Here is an 18,828-nt window from a genome sequence, read left to right on the forward strand (position 1 = left end):
GAATATATTTTAATAAATAAGACGGTAGCTTAGGTTATATTTATTGGTAAACCCTTGTATCCTATTGGTTACAAGGGTTTACCTGGTTTAATAAAAAAGAAAGGGGGATATCTACGTTCATGAATAGAATTATATATGGGTTGTCTTTAGTAATGTTGATGATTGTATTGGCTGCTTGTGGCTTGTCAGGATTACAAGGGTTTTCAGATTCGCAAGCACCTAGTGTCTCGGTGGACGATGTACCAGAAGAACCACCAAAAGAAGAGATAGAAAACAGTATAGAAGCTACTGATGCTGGAGATATAGAAACTATTATTTCAAATAATTTTCATCTACTTGATGTCGTTTCTACTGACGATGGTAATGCTAATGTCTATGCGACTAACCGATTTGCAGTTAGTGAGTTAGCTGATTTAGTTTCCAACACGCTTGAACCTGAAGAAAAAAGCGAGTTAAAGGATAATCAACAAATATTAATTTACCCCGATCACTTTGCAACATTTAAGCTAAGTGAAGAAAATGATGAAACAGTTCTAATAGAGATTGCAAGTGACCAATTTGTTCGTAATCATTATTCACCTAATTATTTAAATACTTTTTTTGGATTTATGCTGTTAAATAGTATGTTAGATAGGAACGACTGGAGTGATAGGCGTCTGGGCCAGTGTAGAAATAACAACTGCTATGGTGGTTATACAACTACTAGGTCAACACAAAGAGGAATGTCTACTGTCCGCGGTGGAGGTCCAAGTTCTGGAAAATAACAAAGGAGGTTTTTGACATGGAACCATTTATTTTTACTTTCATTTACTTTATAATTGCGATCTTTATAGTATTCATTGGATTAATAGTCTTTGAAAACATGACAAAAAAATACAAGGATTGGGAAGAAATTGGTAATGGAAATCAAGCTGTTGCATTATCAATTGCGGGTAAAATTATAGGGATATGTATCATTTTATCTTTTGCAGTTTACAATAGTATTACTGTTTGGGAGACGTTGATTTGGGGAGGATATGGTGTAATTCTTCAATTGATTGCCTACTTAATTTTTGAAGGATTAACTAGAAAATATTCTATTGAAACTAAACTTAAAGAAAATAATATAGCTGTAGGTACTGTAACAATGGCCGTATCAATAGGGTTAGCATTTGTAATTGGAGCATCGATTACATAAATAATAATGATTAGGGGTCTGACTTTCTTTTTTCTAGGTCAGACCTTCTTTTTTTCATATCGGAGTGATTACCTTGGATCAATCATCTGTAAGACAAAGTCATTTTATTTACTGGGCATCTGGTATTGTTTCAATTTGTGGAATTATTTTTGAGGTTTTGTTTGGGGCTCTTGGTTCCTACATATTAGGAGATGGAGTAAAACAGTACACTCTTACCATATCCCTATTTTTAACGGGTATGGGGGTTGGGGCAAGTCTTAGTGAAAGAGTATTAAAAAAATTAGTAATCGCTTTTATATATATTGAGTTTTTAGTTGCATTAATTGGTGGTTTCTCTAGCTTTACTATGTTTGGGATTACTGCTTTTGCGCCTCAGGGAACCGAAGCAATCTTTTTGTATTTGATTACGTTTATTGTTGGTGCTTTAACGGGTGTCGAACTACCTATTCTTATTCGTAAGGCTAATGAAATAGGGGTATCACTCAACCGAAGTACAGCGAGAGTTCTATTTTCTGATTATGCCGGAGGGTTAATTGGTGGTTTATTGTTTATTTTTCTTCTTAGGCCACAGTTAGGAATGGTTAAAACAGCATTCTTTGTCGGTCTAATTAACTTAAGTGTTGCGCTTATTGTCCTTTGGCTATTTAGAAAGGAAATAAAAAGAGTAACGCTACATTTTATTGTTGGATCAGTGATAGCTATCCTACTGTTTTTAGGACTATTATTTGGACAAGCAATGGCTTTTACATTTGAACAAAAGTTATATCAGGATCCAATTATTCATATGGAGGAAAGTGAGTACCAAAAAATAATTTTAACAAATAGTCAAGATGACATAAGGTTATACCTTAATGGGGCACTTCAATTGAGTTCTATTGATGAATACCGTTATCACGAAATACTTGTGCACCCAGCTATGTCATTCACAGAAAACCATAGAAACATATTAATACTTGGTGGTGGGGATGGGATCGCAGCTAAAGAGATACTAAAATACCCAGGTGTTAAAAATATTACCTTAGTTGACCTTGATCCGGCAGTAGTAGAGCTAGCAAGTCAAAATAAATTTCTGTTAGAGTTAAACGAGGGAGCTTTAGATAATGAGGCTCTTGAAGTAATTAATGAAGATGCATTTGAGTTTTTAGAAACCACTGAGGAGTGGTTCGATGTAATTATTGTTGATTTACCAGATCCAAACGACGAAAGTCTTAACAAACTATATACTAGAGAATTTTATTCTTTAGCTAGAAACCATTTGTTGCCTGGTGGTGCGATGATGGTACAAGCAACAAGCCCTGTATTTGCTAGAGAAGTTTATTGGACTATTTCTACTACGATTGAATCAACAGGATTAAATGTAGAAAACTTCCACGTAGACATACCTAGTTTTGGTAACTGGGGATTCGTAATGGCAAGTAGAGATGCTATAAATGTTGACGATATCACTATTAATGTACCCACCCGTTTTCTTGCTAATGACATGCTGCAATCATTATCAGTGTTCGGTAAAGACGAGGATAACACAATATTAAAAGCAAACGGAGAAATAATGGAATTAAAACCAAATACTTTGATTGATCCTCACCTTATTCAAATTTATGAACGCGCGTGGGAAAATTATTAAAGGTTTCTCTTTTAAAAAATTAGTTAATGGGGTATAGAGTAATTATAGTTATCCAAATACTTATTATAAAATAAAGAAAGGAGAAAGATTTAATGAAAGTATCTTTTCACGGTCAGTCTGTTGTTCAAATTCAAACAGAAACACATACTATTTTCATTGATCCCTTCATAACCGGAAACGGAACTTGTGATCTTGATGCTAGTAAGGTGAAAGCAGATGTTATTTTACTTACTCATGGTCATAACGACCACGTGGGGGACACTATTGATATAGCGAAAAGGAACAATTCTTTAGTTGTAGCTCCAAATGAACTTGCTAATTATTTGGAGTCTAGAGGGCTAAATACTCACCCAATGCATATTGGTGGGGCACATCAATTTGATTTTGGTAGAGTGAAATTAACACAGGCATTTCATGGTTCTGCTTTTGTTGATGAGAACGGACAAAGTATCTATACAGGGATGCCAGCAGGGATTTTACTTACTACAGAGAATAAAACAATCTATCATGCAGGCGATACTGCCTTATTCTCCGATCTCAAACTTATTGGAGAAATGAATGATATCGACTTAGCTTTCCTCCCAATAGGAGACAACTTTACTATGGGTCCTGAAGACGCACTAATCGCAGCGGAATGGATTAATGCAAAACAAGTTGTTCCAATGCATTATAATACGTTTCCGTTAATAGAACAGGATGGCGATGCATTTGCAAGCAAAGTTAAACCAGGGAAGGGAATAGCTCTGAAACCCGGAGAAGCAATAGAATTATAGTATTATCAGAGATCAATAAGGTGAATACCTTTATTGATCTCTTTTTTTTCCTATTCGATAGTTTGAAGCTATTGATGAAAAATACGACATAACTGTTTCTTTTCCACCTTTATAAGATTAGTGCTTAATCACCGTTGTTGAAAAACACTCGCTTTCCATGGGGAACGCCTCAGCTTCCTCGCGAGCAAATGTTTTCGATGGGGCGAGTAATCGCAGGCCCAAAATGCGCTCACTGTGGGATCTTCGGGCTGTTCCTTTCCCGTAGGAGTCTCGCATTTTTCCACAGCTAAAGTAGCTTTCTGTTCACGTGAGATACAACACCATGAAACGTTTATTACATGAAATATAACTACTCTCTCGAAGAAAAGATTGTATTTTTGAGGAGTCTTTGATTATCTGCACTAGTATAATGTTGTGTTTAATAACTTCAATATCACAACAGCTGTTTACTCTTATATTATGGTTGATTGGAGCGCTGGGCAGTCGACTCCTCGAAAATGCAACCCAATTTTCTTCGTGAGATGCAATGCTGCCGAAGCCTTCCTTGTCCTGCGGGAAAAGCGACGGCTGAAAATCCCGCAGGAAGTGGTATTCTTCCGAGAAAGTTGAAGCGTTGCCCGCGGAAAGCGACTGCCCGGAGTGCAAATCAACATAGTAGCCGATTAAGCAAAAGTGAAAAAAATTTAACAAAAAGTTACGTGGGGTCTATAGATTTTGTGTCAAAAACAACAATCTCATATAATTTTTTTGTTATAGACTGCAAGTTGGTACTAGTCGTATTTCTTTTTTAGTTATAGATCTTTAAATGAACATGTTAAAAATAATGCTGCATAAAATAGAATATATATAAAACAGGAGGGGAATTGATTATGAAACAGTATGCTTTATTAAGATTATTAATAGCTTGTTTTTTTCTTTATATCGCTTGGCCATCTATTCATGGAGAAGTGGTACAAATGGCCTCTGTTTTTTGGGCTGGATGGCTTGCGTTTTTCTTACTAGTAGTTGGCTCTAACTTAGCAACTTTGTTCAAAATGACTAAGCCACCTGTGATGGAACAAGAACGAGGAAGGCAACATCTATATGAGAAAAATTGATAGATACTCTTTTCATCTGTATAATAACAATAAGAAATAATTTACTAGTACAGATGGAAAGATTGGTGAAATTGATTGGCTACTAAACATGAACAAATCTTAAAATTTATCGAATCATTAAAAGTTGGAAATAAAATATCTGTAAGACAAATTGCCAAAGAATTGAATGTTAGTGAAGGAACAGCTTATCGGGCTATAAAAGAGGCAGAGAACCAGGGACTGGTTAGTACAATAGAACGTGTGGGGACGATTCGCATTGAACGTAAAAAGAAGGAAAACTTTGAACATCTCACCTTTGCTGAAATTGTCAGCATTGTTGATGGACAAGTACTTGGCGGTCGGGATGGTCTTTACAAAACTCTTAATAAATTTGTGATTGGTGCAATGAAACTTGATGCAATGATGAGATATACAGAAAAAGATTCTTTGCTTATCATCGGAAATCGCGTGAAAGCACATGAACTTGCTTTACAAGAAGGTGCTGCAGTTTTAATAACTGGTGGTTTTGATACAGATGAACATGTAAAAAAACTTGCCGATGAGAAGCAGCTACCTATTATGTCAACAAGTTACGATACGTTCACTGTTGCTGCCATGATTAACAGAGCGATATATGATCAGCTAATAAAAAAAGAAATCGTGCTTGTAGGGGATATTTATACGCCTTTTACAGATACCCATTGTTTAACTACTAAAGACAAGCTAGAGAGATGGTATGATCTTAATGAACACACAACACATAGTAGATATCCAGTTGTGGATGAAAATAATCGTGTAACTGGAATGGTTACCTCTAAAGATGTTATTGGTCGAGACAAAATGCTAACAATTGATAAAGTTATGACTAAAAACCCGATGACAGTACTCAAAGAAACTTCGCTAGCTTATGCGGCACATATTATGGTTTGGGAAGGTATTGAAATAATGCCTGTAGTAAATTCCAATCACAAATTGGAAGGGTTAATTTCTAGACAAGATGTCTTAAAAGCACTTCAACATATTCAACGACAACCACAAGTAGGAGAAACGATTGACGATATTGTCACTAGTCGTTTAGAAGCTGTTTCTAACGATACAAATGATACAGTCTATCGCTCGGATATAACCCCTCAAATGACCAACCAGTTGGGGACTTTATCGTATGGTGTGCTAGTTTCTTTTGTTACAGAAGCAAGTAGCCGCTTATTAAGGAAAATTAAAAAAGGCGATTTAGTTGTAGAGAATCTGTCCGTATATTTTATTAAACCGGTTCAATTGGAAAGCACCTTAGAGGTAAGGCCACGATTATTAGAGGTGGGAAGAAAATCAGCTAAAGTTGATGTTGAGGTATTTCATGAAAAAGCAATTGTAGCAAAGGCTGTTATGATGGCGCAGTTGATAGATCGTTAATTTTAAAAAAGAAACCCCTGTCAATTAATAGACAGAGGAATTGTAGAAGTACGCAGGGGTTTTATTCTTTGTTAGAACTTTTGTTTAATTCTTTTTTATAATGGCTATATCTTTTCATACCACTATAGAACTGAATAGTACCTAAAATTAAGAAAACAATAGTAACATAAAGTGCTATACTTGTTTCATAGTATAAATATTGATTTATTCCGAAGATAGCAATAAAAATCCCAAGTGAAATCCGAGCTTTTGAATTGATAAACAATTGAACAAGTGGATCACTTGTCCTTAAGATAGCCACTTTAAAGTACACGTATAAAACTAAAGAGATAAGAATAATAATTGGAAAAATGATCATACAAATCTACTCCTTACTGTTATGACACTTTCTCTATTGTAGCTTGTTTTACATATTTTTTCTATAAAAAAAGAAGTTCGTTTTATCAAATCATTTTACATATATAATATAATGATTTAATTTACTAGTATATTGTTTCGGTCTTCATGTTAGACCTCTAGTTATACTAGGATAATAAAAGGGGGATTTGGATGAATTATCAACTGGAAATCATTTCAAAAATAAAAGATTATGACAAAATCATTATTCATCGTCATGTAAGACCGGATCCAGATGCATATGGTTCTCAAGTTGGTTTAGCAATGATAATTAAACAATCTTTTCCATCTAAACAAGTTTTCGTAGTTGGTGATGAAGATCCTTCATTGTCTTACTTGGCTGAAATGGATCAAATAGATGATAATCAATATGATAATGCGTTAGTTATCGTCTGTGATACAGCAAACCAGGAACGTATATCAGATAAAAGATATGAAAAAGGTAGTGAAATAATCAAAATCGACCACCATCCCAATGTGGATGTCTATGGTGACCTGTCTTGGGTTGATATAACGTCAAGCTCCACTAGTGAAATGATTTATGATTTATTTTTACAGGGAAAAGAAAATGGACTTCAATGTAATAAAGCAGCTGCAAGTTTACTGTATGGTGGGATTGTGGGAGATACTGGAAGATTCTTATTTCCAAGTACTACTGAAAAAACCTTCCGAATCGTTTCTGATTTGGTTACATATGGGTTCGATCGAACAAAATTATATGATAATATGTACGAAATAAAACAGAATGTTGCAAGGTTTAAAGGGTATATATTAAATAATTTTGAGGTATCAGAGTCAGGTGTTAGTTCCATAAAAATAACAAAAAATATATTAGATGAATATAACATGACTTCCGTTGAGACAAGCCAACTAGTAGGAGTATTAGGTGATGTCGAAGGTGTTCGCTCATGGGTGTTTTTTGTTGAAGAAGATGATTTAATTCGTATCAGACTTCGGTCGAAGGGTCCAGTAATTAATGATATCGCAGCCAAATATAACGGAGGTGGACATCCATTGGCTGCCGGGGCGACAATATACAATTGGAACGATATGAATGCTGTTATCAATGATCTAGAAAATGCATGTTCAAAGTGGAAGTAGATACACATAAAAAAGGACTATACCAAGATTAAATTTTTCATGGTAAGTCCTTTTATCTGCTAACCTGATATATTTGTCTGTTCATCCGGAATAAACCAACAACCACTTTCAGTTTGATCACATATAACAGGGATGTTTTTTTTGGATATCTCTTCTTTCATAAGACGGATTACTTCATCACTTTCTGCAAAAGCGGTATGACCTTCTGAAAGTCTATTCATCTTTTCTTCTACGATAAGTCGCCGACTCATAATATACATCAAATCACTCCTTTTAAAGAGTTTCCCTTACATTTATAGTATATGTCATATTAGAGCTTTTAGCCTTATATTCCTATAAGTTTCATAAAAAGTTCATAATATTTAGTTAACTCGAGAAAACTAACTCGACTGATATTGTAAGTGTAGAGGTGACAAACAATTGCTTAACTTTTGCATTGTAAATGAAACCATCTACCTTGTATCTCTTATTTTCAATCGTAGAAGTCAATAGTTGATAGTTTTCGGCTAAACTATTAATATCTTTACCAACAACATCTTTAATTTCATTTCTCATTAATTCCTGCAATTGATGAACGATAAGACTATCTAATTTTAGTTCTCTTTCATTGTCTATGTTAATTTCAATTGTATTTACAGTAACCTTTTGTTTTGATTGCTCATCTAATTCTTGCTTACTTTCTTCTAAAATATTATAGCTATCTTCAAGCTTACTTAATTGAGACCGCAAATTTAAGTTTTCCTCAACCCATCGTTCGTAGAGTTGACCATACATATAAATAAAAACTATGAATGCTACAATCGCTCCTATAAATGTACCGGCAAAAAAACGTTGCCAGCTTTCTTTTTTATAGTAGGGTGGAATATGCATTATTCAATATCCTCCTGAGTCAACCACTCTATTATCATAAGGGAAGTCTGAACTCCTCCCATAGCAGTGATTATTAAAAGTACTTGCTTCACGATATCAATTGTTGAGCCCTCAAATATACCTTTTTCAAAATTAGTAATAGCATCAAACGTCCCACCTATAGCTGCTACAACTGCCCAAATCCTCAAGCTTCTTGCCAGTCTACTCATTAATGTTAAAGGAGGTTCCCCAGTTGCAAAGGCACCAATACTACCTATTAGAGAACCACCCATAATTACACCAAGTGCGATAAAGTAACACTGTATCATTGAGGAGAAAAATCTTTCTTCCATTGCTGTCCATCTCCCTTTTTCATTTACACAGTTATTGTTGAACCTTTTTCTTTTATAAAACTTTTCTTCCTTTTAAAAATTTTATGAAAAAGATGGACGAGATATGTTATTCATTTCATACAGGGGTTTATTCGGCTATAATAGAAGGGAATAAAAAGGCGGGAATTTCAATGGAATTTACACACTTACAAATTAGAAGCGGATATAGCTTAATGAAAAGCTCAGTTATGATTAATAAATTAGTAAAGCGAGCAAAAGAGTTAAACTTTAAATCTCTAGCATTGACTGATGAACATGTCATGCACGGTGCTATATCGTTTTATCAAACATGCCAGAAGTTTGGTATAAAGCCGATACTAGGAATGACGGTTCTCTTAAATGATGATAATAATCAAGAAGAAAGCTGTGTTCTACTTGCAGAAAATGGTGTGGGATATCAGAATTTATTAAAATTAAGTACTCATATCCAACTTCAAGAGCAAGAATTAGTTAGTAAGGTTGATTTAAAGGAATATCTATCAGGTCTAGTCATGATCTTACCATTATCTCAATCTCCTTTATTAAAGCTGCTTAATGATGATCGAGAAAAAGCATTTGACCATATTTCAAGCTGGAAAAGCCTAGTATCAGATAATAATTTTTATTTAGGTGTTGAGAGCAGCCAGCAATTTGAAGCTGATTTTCTTGGATTTCTTAAGGACGTTTGTAAGGAGCGGAATATAAGAGCTGCTGTAGTTGGAGATGTAAGGTATATAAATAAGAATGGTCAAGTAGCCTATGAATGTCTGCAAGCAATGCGTGAAGGAAATAAGTGGGCTGATAACAAAAAAATGGTAATTAAAAATCAGCATCTTAGTTCCCAACAGGAAATTGAAGATTTATTCAATGGCACTTGGCCGGAGTTATTAATTGAAACGGAAAAAATATCTAAACGATGCAATGTGGAATTGGATTTAAATAGGCGAATGATACCTTCTTATCCGGTCCCTACGAATGAGTCCACTTTTAGCTATCTTGAAAGTTTATGTTTTAAAAGACTTGACTCTAAATTCGCTCAAGGAAGACAAGAAGCGGAAACACGATTAACGTATGAATTAGAAATTATTAAAAAAATGGATTTTAGCGATTATTTTTTAATTGTTTGGGACTTTATTCAGTACTCTAAGGAACAAGGTATAATGGTTGGTCCTGGACGAGGATCTGCAGCAGGCTCGGTTGTTGCTTATTTATTAGGAATAACCAATGTTGATCCCATTGAATATGGATTACTATTTGAGCGTTTCTTGAATCCAGAACGGGTAACCATGCCTGATATTGACATCGATTTTTCAGATCACCGCAGAGATGAAGTTATTCAGTATGTGAAAAATAAATATGGTGCAGAGCATGTTGCCCAAATAGTTACATTTGGTACGTTTGCGGCAAGGTCTTTGCTCAGAGAATTAATTAAAACGCTAGAAATCGATCAGCAAGATGCAGAATTCATCTTAAAAGAGATACCAACACAAACTTCTAAATCTATTTCGGATAGTGTGAAGGCTTCGACGGAATTGACAGACTATGTCCGCCAATCATCAGAATTACAAACATTGTTCAGAATTGCTATTCATTTAGAAGGGTTACCTAGACATGTCTCTACACATGCAGCTGGAGTAATTATTAGCCAAAAACCTTTAGTTGAACACGTGCCATTAATTTCTTCTGGAAATGATATTTATCTTACACAGTTTGCCATGAAAGAGTTAGAAGCTGTTGGTCTGTTAAAAATGGATTTCCTAGGATTACGTAATCTAACGTTACTAGAAAGAATCGTACAATCAATAAAACTAAATAAAAATAAAACGATTGTTTTAGAAAAGATTCCATTAGATGATTACAAAACATTCTCTTTGTTACAAAAAGGTATGACGAATGGCGTTTTTCAACTAGAATCACAAGGGATGCAACAGGTTCTGACAAATTTAAAACCAACCCATTTTGAAGATGTTGTGGCAGTTAATGCCCTATATAGACCAGGTCCAATGGAATATATTCCAGTTTACATTAATCGAAAACATGGTCACGAACCTGTTTCCTATCCACATCAAGACTTAATACCAATTCTTGAACAAACGTACGGGGTGCTCGTTTATCAGGAACAAATCATGCAAATAGCTAATAAAGTGGCTGGTTACACGTTAGGGCAAGCTGATATCTTGCGTCGTGCTGTTAGTAAGAAACAATCAGAATTAATGCTACAGCAACAGGATGAGTTTATTAAAGGGTGCACCAAAAATGGTTATAGTAAAGAAGTAGCAGATGAAATTTTTAATTGGATTGTTCGATTTTCAAATTATGGATTTAACCGTAGCCACGCGGTTGCGTACAGTATGATTTCTTACCAATTAGCCTATTTGAAAACACACTATCCACCTCATTTTTTAGCTGAAGTGCTGACATCTGTTGCTGGCCAACATGAGAAAATAAGATTATACATAAGAGAAGCTAAAGAATTTAAAATAGAAGTACTGCAGCCATCCATAAATAAAAGCTTCAGTAATTATATCGTTGATAGTGGCAATATTCGGATTGGGCTAATGACAATTAAAGGAGTAGGACATCAGGTTGTAAGAGAAATCATTCGTGTTCGCAAGGATGGGTATTTTAAACATCTTTTTGATTTTTGTTTACGTGTACCTTTAAATATTGTAAATCGTCAAGTAATTGAGTCATTAGTATTAGCAGGGGCATTTGACGAGACAAATACTAATAGAGCAAGTTTGCTTGCAACAATTGATCAAGCGATTGAGCAGGGAGAATTGTTTCGAGAGTTTGAGGATCAACCATCCTTTTTTCAAGGTGATATTGAACTAGATGCTTCATTTGTTGACACCGAGCCTTTTTCTAAAATGAAACAATTATCATATGAGAAAGAACTGTTGGGTATCTATGTATCAAGTCATCCCCTAGCTGAATTCAGAGATAAATTAAGATCAAATGGTATCTTGAACTTAACAGAGTTAAAAGCCAATCCAGGTAAAAATAACATGAAATCTAGTGCAGTTATTCAGGAAATTAAGTCAATTCGAACAAAGCGTGGCGATCCAATGGCGTTTATTACTTTGGGTGATGAGCGCGATGATATGGAGGCTGTTTTATTTCCGGAAGTATATAGAAATGTTCATCGATGGCTTGAAGAAGAGGTGCTTGTTTCTGTCAAAGGAAAAGTTGAAAATAGGAATGGCCGTACCCAACTATTGATCTCCGATATTGAGCAATTTAAAGAAGAAAAGTTAGAAAGGATTGTTTCACAACAGTTGTTTGTAAAAGTTATGGATGATAACCACCAATTGGTCTTAGATAAAATAAAGGCAATAGCAAATAAATTTCCTGGGGATATGCCAGTAATTATTTACCAAGAGCACAAAAAAACCACCTACCAATTGTCAAGCTCCTATTACATTAAATATAATCAAGCAAGCTTAAAAGAATTTTATAAAGAGTTTGGTCAAAAAAATGTAGCACTGAAAAACATTCGCTAAAAATTAGTTTAATTACAACGTTTGGCCTGTATAGATACAAATAGATATCGTTTTGACGGTTTTTGTTAACTTTGTATTAGGAGGCAATAGAATTAATATTTCGCGTAGTCAATTGTGAAAAACGACTAATATTCTCACTTTACACTTAACTTTCATTTGTTATAATGTAATAGTTGAGTGGTCAGACCAATTTTTAGCGGAATATTTTTCATTTCTTCATGAAAAGGGCCGAGTACAACGTGACCTATTTGCGAGATGGAGCATTACACATGCATCGAATTAACCAAGGGGAAATTGACTACTCAGTCAAAAGTATCTGTTCGCAATGCACGAGACCTAAGAAAACTAGCCTTATAGCTAAGGTCTAGTTGACTGCTACGCATAAAGGGAGGTCTTTAGACCGTCAAATGAACACTAAGTCAAAAGCGTACGAAGAAGTACTAGGCGAAATCAGGAAATTTATTAGCAAAAATGAATTGTCATCAGGAGATAAGCTTCCTTCTGAACGGGAGCTTGCTGACCAATTGAATGCTAGTAGATCTTCAGTTCGGGAAGCATTAAGGGCACTAGAACTGTTAGGATTAATAGAAACTAGGAGAGGTGAGGGTACTTTTTTAAAAGTGTATCGTCCCTATCACACAGTAGGGTTACTCTCAGCATTTATTTTACAAGATCCCAATGTAAAAAAAGACATTATACTCACAAAGAATATAATAGAAAAAGAAGCGACGAAAATTGCTTCCTCTCAATTGAAGCAGGAAGACATGCAAAAATTACTTTCAATTTTAGAAAATAATGAACTTGACGAGAAACAAAGGCATTACAATTTTTTTATGGTTATATTTCAACATACTGAAAATAACCTAATGCAGAGAATATGGCAACTGATGGAAGACTTTTCATACACCATGGAAGAAATAGGTTATAATAAACAATTTTATATAGATTTAATAGAAATTCTTAATACCAACCAACAAGAATCCATTGAGTATTTATTCGAAAAGTTATCCAGGTAGAATCCGAAATCCTTAGAATTAGGTTTGAAGTTGGAATTATCAGTATGTACGCATTTGTTATAAAGGAGGAAACACCCCTTGCTTAAAGACTTATTTAATAAAAAAATAAAAATAAAGTATGCACCAATTCCGAGGGAACAAGCAAAACAGGATGTTCCCGAAGGATTAATGCAAAAGTGTACTGGCTGTCGAAAAATTTTTTATCGTAAAGAAATGCGGAAAAACTTAGACGTTTGTCCAAATTGCAATTATCACCATCCCATGACCGCATTCAATCGAATCGATAGCTTAATTGATGAAGGAAGTTTCGAGGAATGGGATAAAAATATCATTTCCAATAACCCATTGCAATTTCCAGATTATGAGGAAAAGTTAGAGATAGACCGTAAAAAAACAGGTTTAAATGAGGCTATTGTTACAGGTAAGGGAACAATAGAAGGGTTTGAAGTAGTGATTGCAGTAATGGATTCACATTTCCGAATGGGGAGTATGGGCTCCGTTGTTGGAGAAAAAGTTGCTAGGGCATTAGAAAAGGCCAAAGAACAATCACTACCTTTTATTATTTTTACTGCCTCAGGCGGAGCTAGGATGCAAGAAGGTGTCCTAAGTCTAATGCAGATGAGCAAAACTTCCGTAGCTATTCAGCGTTTCCATAAATCAGGCGGACTTTTTATTTCGGTCATGACAAACCCCACAACTGGTGGTGTATCTGCTAGTTTTGCTTCTTTAGGTGATTATAACTTTGCAGAACCAGGGGCCCTAATTGGGTTTGCGGGCAGAAGAATAATTGAACAAACAATTAGAGAAAAATTACCAGACGATTTTCAAACTGCTGAATTCCAATTAGAGCACGGGCAACTGGATAAAGTTATACCTAGGAATGAGATGAAAAAAACAATGGTTACATTGCTTGATATCCATCAATCAGGGGGTATAAAAGGATGAAACAAGTATTAGAGTTTGAAAAGCCCGTGATTGAATTAAGAGAGAAGATAACGGAGTTAAAAGAATTAACAAAAGATAGTGAAATTGATTTATCGAAAGAGATATCGACCTTAGAGAATAGATTAGAAAAACTAGAAATTGATATATATGGTAATTTGAAACCCTGGGATCGGGTACAAGTAGCTAGGCATTCTGGACGGCCAACTACACTAGATTATATAGAATATTTGTTCACTGACTTTTTAGAGTTTCATGGAGATCGTTTTTTCGGTGATGATGAGGCAATTGTTGCAGGTGTGGGTAAATATAAAGGTTCTCCTGTAACAGTTATTGGACATCAACGAGGTAAGAACACAAAAGAAAATATTCGAAGGAATTTTGGTAGTCCACATCCAGAAGGATATAGGAAAGCGCTACGTCACATGAAACAAGCTGAGAAATTTAACAGACCAATTATTTGTTTTATTGATACAAAAGGTGCTTACCCGGGTAAAGCTGCTGAGGAAAGAGGACAAAGTGAAGCAATTGCAAGAAATCTAATGGAAATGGCAGGCTTGACAGTTCCTATTATTTGCATAGTAATTGGTGAAGGTGGTAGTGGAGGTGCACTTGCTTTAAGTGTTGGAGATCATATCCATATGCTTGAAAATTCTACCTATTCGGTTATATCTCCTGAAGGAGCTGCCGCTCTATTATGGAAAGATTCTGGCCAAGCTCAAAAAGCAGCAGAATCTCTTAAAATTACCTCCTTTGACTTAAAAGAGTTAGGAGTAATTGATGAAATTATACCTGAGCCAAGAGGTGGAGCGCACAGAGATGTCCATTCCCAAGCGGAATCTATCGATATAGTAATAAAAAAATCTCTTGATAAACTAATACCATTTAATACAGAGGAATTACTTGATAAAAGATGGGAAAAGTATAAACAAATTGGTGATATTAATGAGCTAACGGAATTTTAATTTTTTTCAAGTGATTTGATTTAGTCTACCCTTGCCAATTTTATAATGGGCAAGGGTAGACTGTGTGAAAAGCAATTGAACCAAAATTGTAATATTTAGGGATGAGATTCTTATTTCTTTCATGTATAATCTTATTTGTGCTAATCCTGTTTATTTTTGTCTTAAACTGGGGAAAAAATAATAAGTAAAGTAAACTATTGAGATAGAGGTGAATTATTAAATGAAAAAAATCGGAGTATTAACGAGTGGTGGCGATTCTCCTGGGATGAACGCGGCCGTTAGAGCCGTCGTAAGAAAAGCGATTTTTCACGAAATGGAAGTCTACGGCGTTTATAATGGTTATCAAGGACTTATGGAGGGCAATATAAAAAGAATGGAACTTGGATCAGTAGGTGACATCATCCAACGTGGTGGAACCATTCTTTATTCAGCCCGTTCTGAGGAATTTAAGACCGAAGAGGGACAACAAAAAGCTATTGAGCAATTAAATAAATTTGGGATTGAAGGACTAATAGTAATCGGTGGGGATGGATCTTTCCGTGGTGCAGAAAAATTAACCCAAAAAGGTTACCCTTGTATAGGAGTTCCGGGAACGATTGATAATGACATTCCAGGTACAGACTTTACAATTGGATTTGATACAGCACTAAATACTGTAATTGATGCAATTGATAAAATAAGAGATACTGCCACATCACATGAACGTACATATGTTGTAGAAGTTATGGGCCGAAATGCTGGTGATCTAGCTTTATGGGCAGGTCTCGCAGACGGTGCTGAAACAATATTAATCCCGGAACAGCCGGATGATTTTGATTCTGTGGTAAGGAAATTAAAAAGAGGTCATGATCGGGGTAAGAAACATAGTATTATTATTCTTGCTGAAGGTGTAGGAAATGGATTTGCTTACGGAAAACGTATCGAAGAAGCAACCGACATGGAAACTAGGGTAACTATTCTTGGACATATTCAACGAGGTGGTTCGCCAACTGGGTTTGACCGGGTCTTAGCTAGCAGACTAGGTGCTAAAGCAGTAGATCTTTTATTAGATGGTAAGGCAGGTAGAGTAGTTGGAATTCAAAATAATAAGTTAGTTGATCACGATATTGTACAAATATTAACTCAACCACATAAAATTGATTTGGATATGTATAAGCTATCCAATGAGTTATCTATTTAATTTTAAAGATTTTTAGTTGTTGTTTTAGATTTTAAGGAGGAAACTGAAATGAGAAGGACAAAAATTGTATGTACTATAGGACCAGCATCAGAATCAGTCGAAAAACTTGTTCAATTAATTGAGGCTGGCATGAACGTAGCTAGGTTAAATTTCTCCCATGGAGATTTTGAGGAGCATGGCAATAGAATCATAAACATTAGGGAAGCAGCAAAGCGAACAGGAAAAACTGTTGCAATTTTGTTAGATACTAAAGGACCAGAAATTAGAACTGGTATTTTAAAAGGCGGGCAGGCTCAGCTTACCAAGGGTGATACTCTTTATGTTTCTATGGATGAGATTGAAGGTTCAGCTGAACGTATCTCTGTTACGTATCCACAATTAATAGATGATGTCCATGTAGGTTCTAAGCTATTGTTAGATGATGGTTTAATTGAGTTAGAAGTATTAGAAATACTTAAAGATAAAAATGAATTAAAAACAAAGGCATTAAATTCTGGCCTTCTTAAAAATAAAAAAGGTGTAAATGTTCCTAATGTTAGTGTGAATTTACCTGGAATTACAGATAAAGATGCTCAAGACATTAAGTTCGGTATTGAACAAGGAGTAGATTTTATTGCTGCTTCATTTGTTCGTCGTTCATCTGATGTTTTAGATATTAGAGGATTACTTGAAGAACATAATGCAACACATATTCATGTCATTCCAAAAATAGAAAACCGTGAAGGTGTCGACAACTTAGATAGTATTTTACAAGTAAGTGACGGTTTAATGGTTGCAAGGGGGGACCTTGGTGTAGAAATTCCTCCTGAGGACGTACCTCTTGTACAGAAAGATATGATTCGCAAATGTAATACAGCAGGTAAGCCAGTTATAACCGCTACCCAGATGTTGGATTCAATGCAACGCAATCCTCGTCCTACGCGTGCTGAGGCTTCTGACGTAGCAAATGCTATCTTCGATGGTTCAGATGCTATAATGCTTTCTGGGGAAACGGCTGCAGGTGATTATCCAGTAGAAGCTGTTCAAACAATGAGTAATATTGCAACTAAAGCTGAAACAGCACTTGATCATAAAGCGATCCTAGATTTACGTTCAAAATCGAGTGATGTAACAATTACTGATGTGATTAGCCAATCTGTTAATCATTCAGCTATGAACCTTGATGTTAATGCTATATTGACACCAACTGTAAGTGGATTTACAGCTAGAATGATATCTAAATATCGTCCAAAAGCACCAATTGTTGCAGTAACGTTTGACGAAAGAGTAAGTCGTAAGTTATCTCTTGTTTGGGGTGTTGAAACAATTATCGGACAATTGGCACACACTACAGATGATGTGTTAGATGTTGCTATCGAAAGAGGATTATCTACTAACTATTTTAAACGTGGTGATCGGGTTATAATTACCGCTGGTGTACCAGTTGGTGAAAGCGGAACGACTAATCTGATGAAGGTTCATGTCATTGGTGATGTTTTAGCTAAAGGCCAAGGTGTAGGCAAAGGTAGTGCATATGGAAAAACTGTGATTGCTAGAAATGCTGAAGAAGCATTAAGTAAGATGCAGCAAGATGACATTCTGATTACTTATGGAACTGACAAGGATATGATGCCGGCAATTGAAAAGGCTAGCGGTATAATTACCGAAGAAGCTGGACTTACTTCACATGCAGCAGTAGTTGGGCTAAGCCTTGGTATTCCTGTTATTATTGGGGTTGAAAATGCAGTAGATTTTATTGAAGATGGTAAAGATATAACAATGGATGCAAGTAAAGGCGACATCTATGCTGGCCATGCTAGTGTATTGTAAATTAAATATAGTTCGGATATAACTATTAATGAGAAGGGTTATTCCCTTCTCATTTTATTCTTAAGAGTGTGTTTATAGTGGTAAAGGGAGTGAGAGAAGATGTTTCGTTGGATTTTTTTGTTTGTGTTAATTGTACCTGCTTTAGAGATTGGTGTTTTGGTGTGGGCAGGCGGGCAAATTGGGCCATGGTGGGTCGTCTTTTTAATTATATTAACCGGGGCTTTAGGTGCTTGGCTTGCTAAATTCCAAGGACTGGAGACAATTAATAAGGCGAGAGAATCTATTTCTTATGGTCTTCCACCACATGAAGAAATTTTTGATGGTATCTGTATTCTAATAGGTGCTGCAGTATTACTGACTCCGGGTTTTATTACTGATGCAATAGGTTTCTTACTTCTATTACCACAAACAAGAAAACCAATTAAAATCTGGATGCAAAAAATGTTAAGACGAATGATGGACAACGGATCGGTTACAATTTTCAGAAGATAAAAAAGAACTGACTAATCAGTTCTTTTTTTTATATTAAGGCTTTTTTCTAAAAAATTGTTTTGACACAATTTCTAAAGATTGCGTCGTAACTAATATGTTGATTTGCCCTCCGCTTCAATCACCATCATATAAGTGGGTTATTAA

General features: G+C 35.3%; 19 protein-coding genes. 15 read left to right on the forward strand and 4 right to left on the reverse strand.

Annotated features, from left to right (window positions below):
- Positions 1-119 precede the first annotated feature (119 nt).
- From GH741_RS09190 to GH741_RS09220, 7 genes are all read left to right on the forward strand, one after another.
- Positions 120-764, forward strand: coding sequence for a DUF4247 domain-containing protein (locus GH741_RS09190; RefSeq protein WP_153736505.1), 645 nt, complete (start codon positions 120-122; stop codon positions 762-764).
- Positions 765-781: 17 nt separating this feature from the next.
- Complete coding sequence (locus tag GH741_RS09195) at positions 782-1,177, forward strand: DUF350 domain-containing protein (RefSeq protein ID WP_153736506.1); 396 nt, start codon at positions 782-784, stop codon at positions 1,175-1,177.
- Between the two features lie 73 nt (positions 1,178-1,250).
- The gene (locus GH741_RS09200; protein WP_153736507.1) at positions 1,251-2,801 is read left to right on the forward strand and encodes a polyamine aminopropyltransferase; all 1,551 of its coding nucleotides are present in this window, start codon (positions 1,251-1,253) and stop codon (positions 2,799-2,801) included.
- A gap of 92 nt (positions 2,802-2,893) precedes the next feature.
- The gene (locus GH741_RS09205; RefSeq protein ID WP_153736508.1) at positions 2,894-3,574 is read left to right on the forward strand and encodes a metal-dependent hydrolase; all 681 of its coding nucleotides are present in this window, start codon (positions 2,894-2,896) and stop codon (positions 3,572-3,574) included.
- Positions 3,575-4,071: 497 nt separating this feature from the next.
- On the forward strand, positions 4,072-4,365 hold the full coding sequence (locus GH741_RS09210) for a hypothetical protein (protein WP_153736509.1): 294 nt from the start codon (positions 4,072-4,074) through the stop codon (positions 4,363-4,365).
- Between the two features lie 78 nt (positions 4,366-4,443).
- Complete coding sequence (locus GH741_RS09215; RefSeq protein ID WP_153736510.1) at positions 4,444-4,671, forward strand: hypothetical protein; 228 nt, start codon at positions 4,444-4,446, stop codon at positions 4,669-4,671.
- Between the two features lie 75 nt (positions 4,672-4,746).
- A complete protein-coding gene (locus tag GH741_RS09220; protein ID WP_153736511.1) occupies positions 4,747-6,060 on the forward strand; it encodes a DRTGG domain-containing protein in 1,314 nt (437 codons plus the stop codon).
- A 61-nt stretch (positions 6,061-6,121) separates the two neighbouring features.
- Here GH741_RS09220 and GH741_RS09225 read toward each other — a convergent pair whose 3' ends face one another.
- Positions 6,122-6,418 (reverse strand): YtpI family protein, encoded by a 297-nt coding sequence (locus tag GH741_RS09225; RefSeq protein ID WP_153736512.1) that lies wholly within the window; start codon positions 6,416-6,418, stop codon positions 6,122-6,124.
- Between the two features lie 191 nt (positions 6,419-6,609).
- Between GH741_RS09225 and GH741_RS09230 the strand changes: the two genes are divergently transcribed.
- Positions 6,610-7,557, forward strand: a complete 948-nt coding sequence (locus GH741_RS09230; RefSeq protein ID WP_153736513.1) for a DHH family phosphoesterase — start codon at positions 6,610-6,612, stop codon at positions 7,555-7,557.
- 59 nt (positions 7,558-7,616) lie between these two features.
- Here GH741_RS09230 and GH741_RS09235 read toward each other — a convergent pair whose 3' ends face one another.
- The 3 genes from GH741_RS09235 to ytrH all read right to left on the reverse strand — a co-directional run bounded on the left by GH741_RS09235 (position 7,617) and on the right by ytrH (position 8,759).
- A complete protein-coding gene (locus GH741_RS09235) occupies positions 7,617-7,808 on the reverse strand; it encodes a YtzJ family protein (RefSeq protein WP_240795453.1) in 192 nt (63 codons plus the stop codon).
- A 115-nt stretch (positions 7,809-7,923) separates the two neighbouring features.
- Positions 7,924-8,427: a sporulation membrane protein YtrI gene (gene ytrI, locus GH741_RS09240; protein WP_153736515.1), complete on the reverse strand. Its 504-nt coding sequence runs from the start codon at positions 8,425-8,427 to the stop codon at positions 7,924-7,926.
- Positions 8,427-8,759, reverse strand: coding sequence for a sporulation membrane protein YtrH (gene ytrH / locus GH741_RS09245; RefSeq protein ID WP_153736516.1), 333 nt, complete (start codon positions 8,757-8,759; stop codon positions 8,427-8,429). Before ytrH ends, ytrI begins: the two co-directional genes overlap by 1 nt.
- Positions 8,760-8,929: 170 nt before the next feature.
- Between ytrH and dnaE the strand changes: the two genes are divergently transcribed.
- The 7 genes from dnaE to GH741_RS09280 all read left to right on the forward strand — a co-directional run bounded on the left by dnaE (position 8,930) and on the right by GH741_RS09280 (position 18,684).
- Positions 8,930-12,280, forward strand: coding sequence for a DNA polymerase III subunit alpha (gene dnaE / locus GH741_RS09250; RefSeq protein WP_153736517.1), 3,351 nt, complete (start codon positions 8,930-8,932; stop codon positions 12,278-12,280).
- Positions 12,281-12,687: 407 nt separating this feature from the next.
- Positions 12,688-13,296 carry a FadR/GntR family transcriptional regulator gene (locus GH741_RS09255; protein WP_153736518.1) on the forward strand — a complete coding sequence of 203 codons (609 nt, stop codon included), beginning with the start codon at positions 12,688-12,690 and terminating at the stop codon, positions 13,294-13,296.
- A gap of 78 nt (positions 13,297-13,374) precedes the next feature.
- Complete coding sequence (gene accD, locus GH741_RS09260; protein WP_153736519.1) at positions 13,375-14,241, forward strand: acetyl-CoA carboxylase, carboxyltransferase subunit beta; 867 nt, start codon at positions 13,375-13,377, stop codon at positions 14,239-14,241.
- Positions 14,238-15,203, forward strand: coding sequence for an acetyl-CoA carboxylase carboxyl transferase subunit alpha (gene accA / locus GH741_RS09265; protein WP_153736520.1), 966 nt, complete (start codon positions 14,238-14,240; stop codon positions 15,201-15,203). The genes accD and accA overlap by 4 nt, the downstream gene beginning before the upstream one ends.
- A gap of 220 nt (positions 15,204-15,423) precedes the next feature.
- Complete coding sequence (gene pfkA, locus GH741_RS09270) at positions 15,424-16,383, forward strand: 6-phosphofructokinase (RefSeq protein WP_153736521.1); 960 nt, start codon at positions 15,424-15,426, stop codon at positions 16,381-16,383.
- A gap of 48 nt (positions 16,384-16,431) precedes the next feature.
- Entirely contained in the window at positions 16,432-18,192 is a 1,761-nt protein-coding gene (pyk, locus tag GH741_RS09275; RefSeq protein ID WP_153736522.1) for a pyruvate kinase, read from the forward strand.
- Positions 18,193-18,291: 99 nt separating this feature from the next.
- Positions 18,292-18,684: an FxsA family protein gene (locus GH741_RS09280; RefSeq protein WP_153736523.1), complete on the forward strand. Its 393-nt coding sequence runs from the start codon at positions 18,292-18,294 to the stop codon at positions 18,682-18,684.
- Positions 18,685-18,828: the final 144 nt, after the last annotated feature.

This window comes from Aquibacillus halophilus (genome assembly GCF_009649745.1).
Classification (GTDB): Bacteria; Bacillota; Bacilli; order Bacillales; family Amphibacillaceae; genus Aquibacillus; species Aquibacillus halophilus.

Bases quoted from the DNA above. Each gene is read 5' to 3' on its own strand.
- GH741_RS09190 (WP_153736505.1), top strand. From the start codon at position 120: ATGAATAGAATTATATATGGGTTGTCTTTAGTAATGTTGATGATTGTA.
- GH741_RS09195 (WP_153736506.1), top strand. From the start codon at position 782: ATGGAACCATTTATTTTTACTTTCATTTACTTTATAATTGCGATCTTT.
- GH741_RS09205 (WP_153736508.1), top strand. From the start codon at position 2,894: ATGAAAGTATCTTTTCACGGTCAGTCTGTTGTTCAAATTCAAACAGAA.
- GH741_RS09210 (WP_153736509.1), top strand. From the start codon at position 4,072: ATGCAACCCAATTTTCTTCGTGAGATGCAATGCTGCCGAAGCCTTCCT.
- GH741_RS09215 (WP_153736510.1), top strand. From the start codon at position 4,444: ATGAAACAGTATGCTTTATTAAGATTATTAATAGCTTGTTTTTTTCTT.
- GH741_RS09225 (WP_153736512.1), bottom strand. From the start codon at position 6,418: ATGATCATTTTTCCAATTATTATTCTTATCTCTTTAGTTTTATACGTG.
- GH741_RS09230 (WP_153736513.1), top strand. From the start codon at position 6,610: ATGAATTATCAACTGGAAATCATTTCAAAAATAAAAGATTATGACAAA.
- GH741_RS09235 (WP_240795453.1), bottom strand. From the start codon at position 7,808: ATGAGTCGGCGACTTATCGTAGAAGAAAAGATGAATAGACTTTCAGAA.
- ytrI (WP_153736515.1), bottom strand. From the start codon at position 8,427: ATGCATATTCCACCCTACTATAAAAAAGAAAGCTGGCAACGTTTTTTT.
- ytrH (WP_153736516.1), bottom strand. From the start codon at position 8,759: ATGGAAGAAAGATTTTTCTCCTCAATGATACAGTGTTACTTTATCGCA.
- dnaE (WP_153736517.1), top strand. From the start codon at position 8,930: ATGGAATTTACACACTTACAAATTAGAAGCGGATATAGCTTAATGAAA.
- GH741_RS09255 (WP_153736518.1), top strand. From the start codon at position 12,688: ATGAACACTAAGTCAAAAGCGTACGAAGAAGTACTAGGCGAAATCAGG.
- accA (WP_153736520.1), top strand. From the start codon at position 14,238: ATGAAACAAGTATTAGAGTTTGAAAAGCCCGTGATTGAATTAAGAGAG.
- pfkA (WP_153736521.1), top strand. From the start codon at position 15,424: ATGAAAAAAATCGGAGTATTAACGAGTGGTGGCGATTCTCCTGGGATG.
- pyk (WP_153736522.1), top strand. From the start codon at position 16,432: ATGAGAAGGACAAAAATTGTATGTACTATAGGACCAGCATCAGAATCA.
- GH741_RS09280 (WP_153736523.1), top strand. From the start codon at position 18,292: ATGTTTCGTTGGATTTTTTTGTTTGTGTTAATTGTACCTGCTTTAGAG.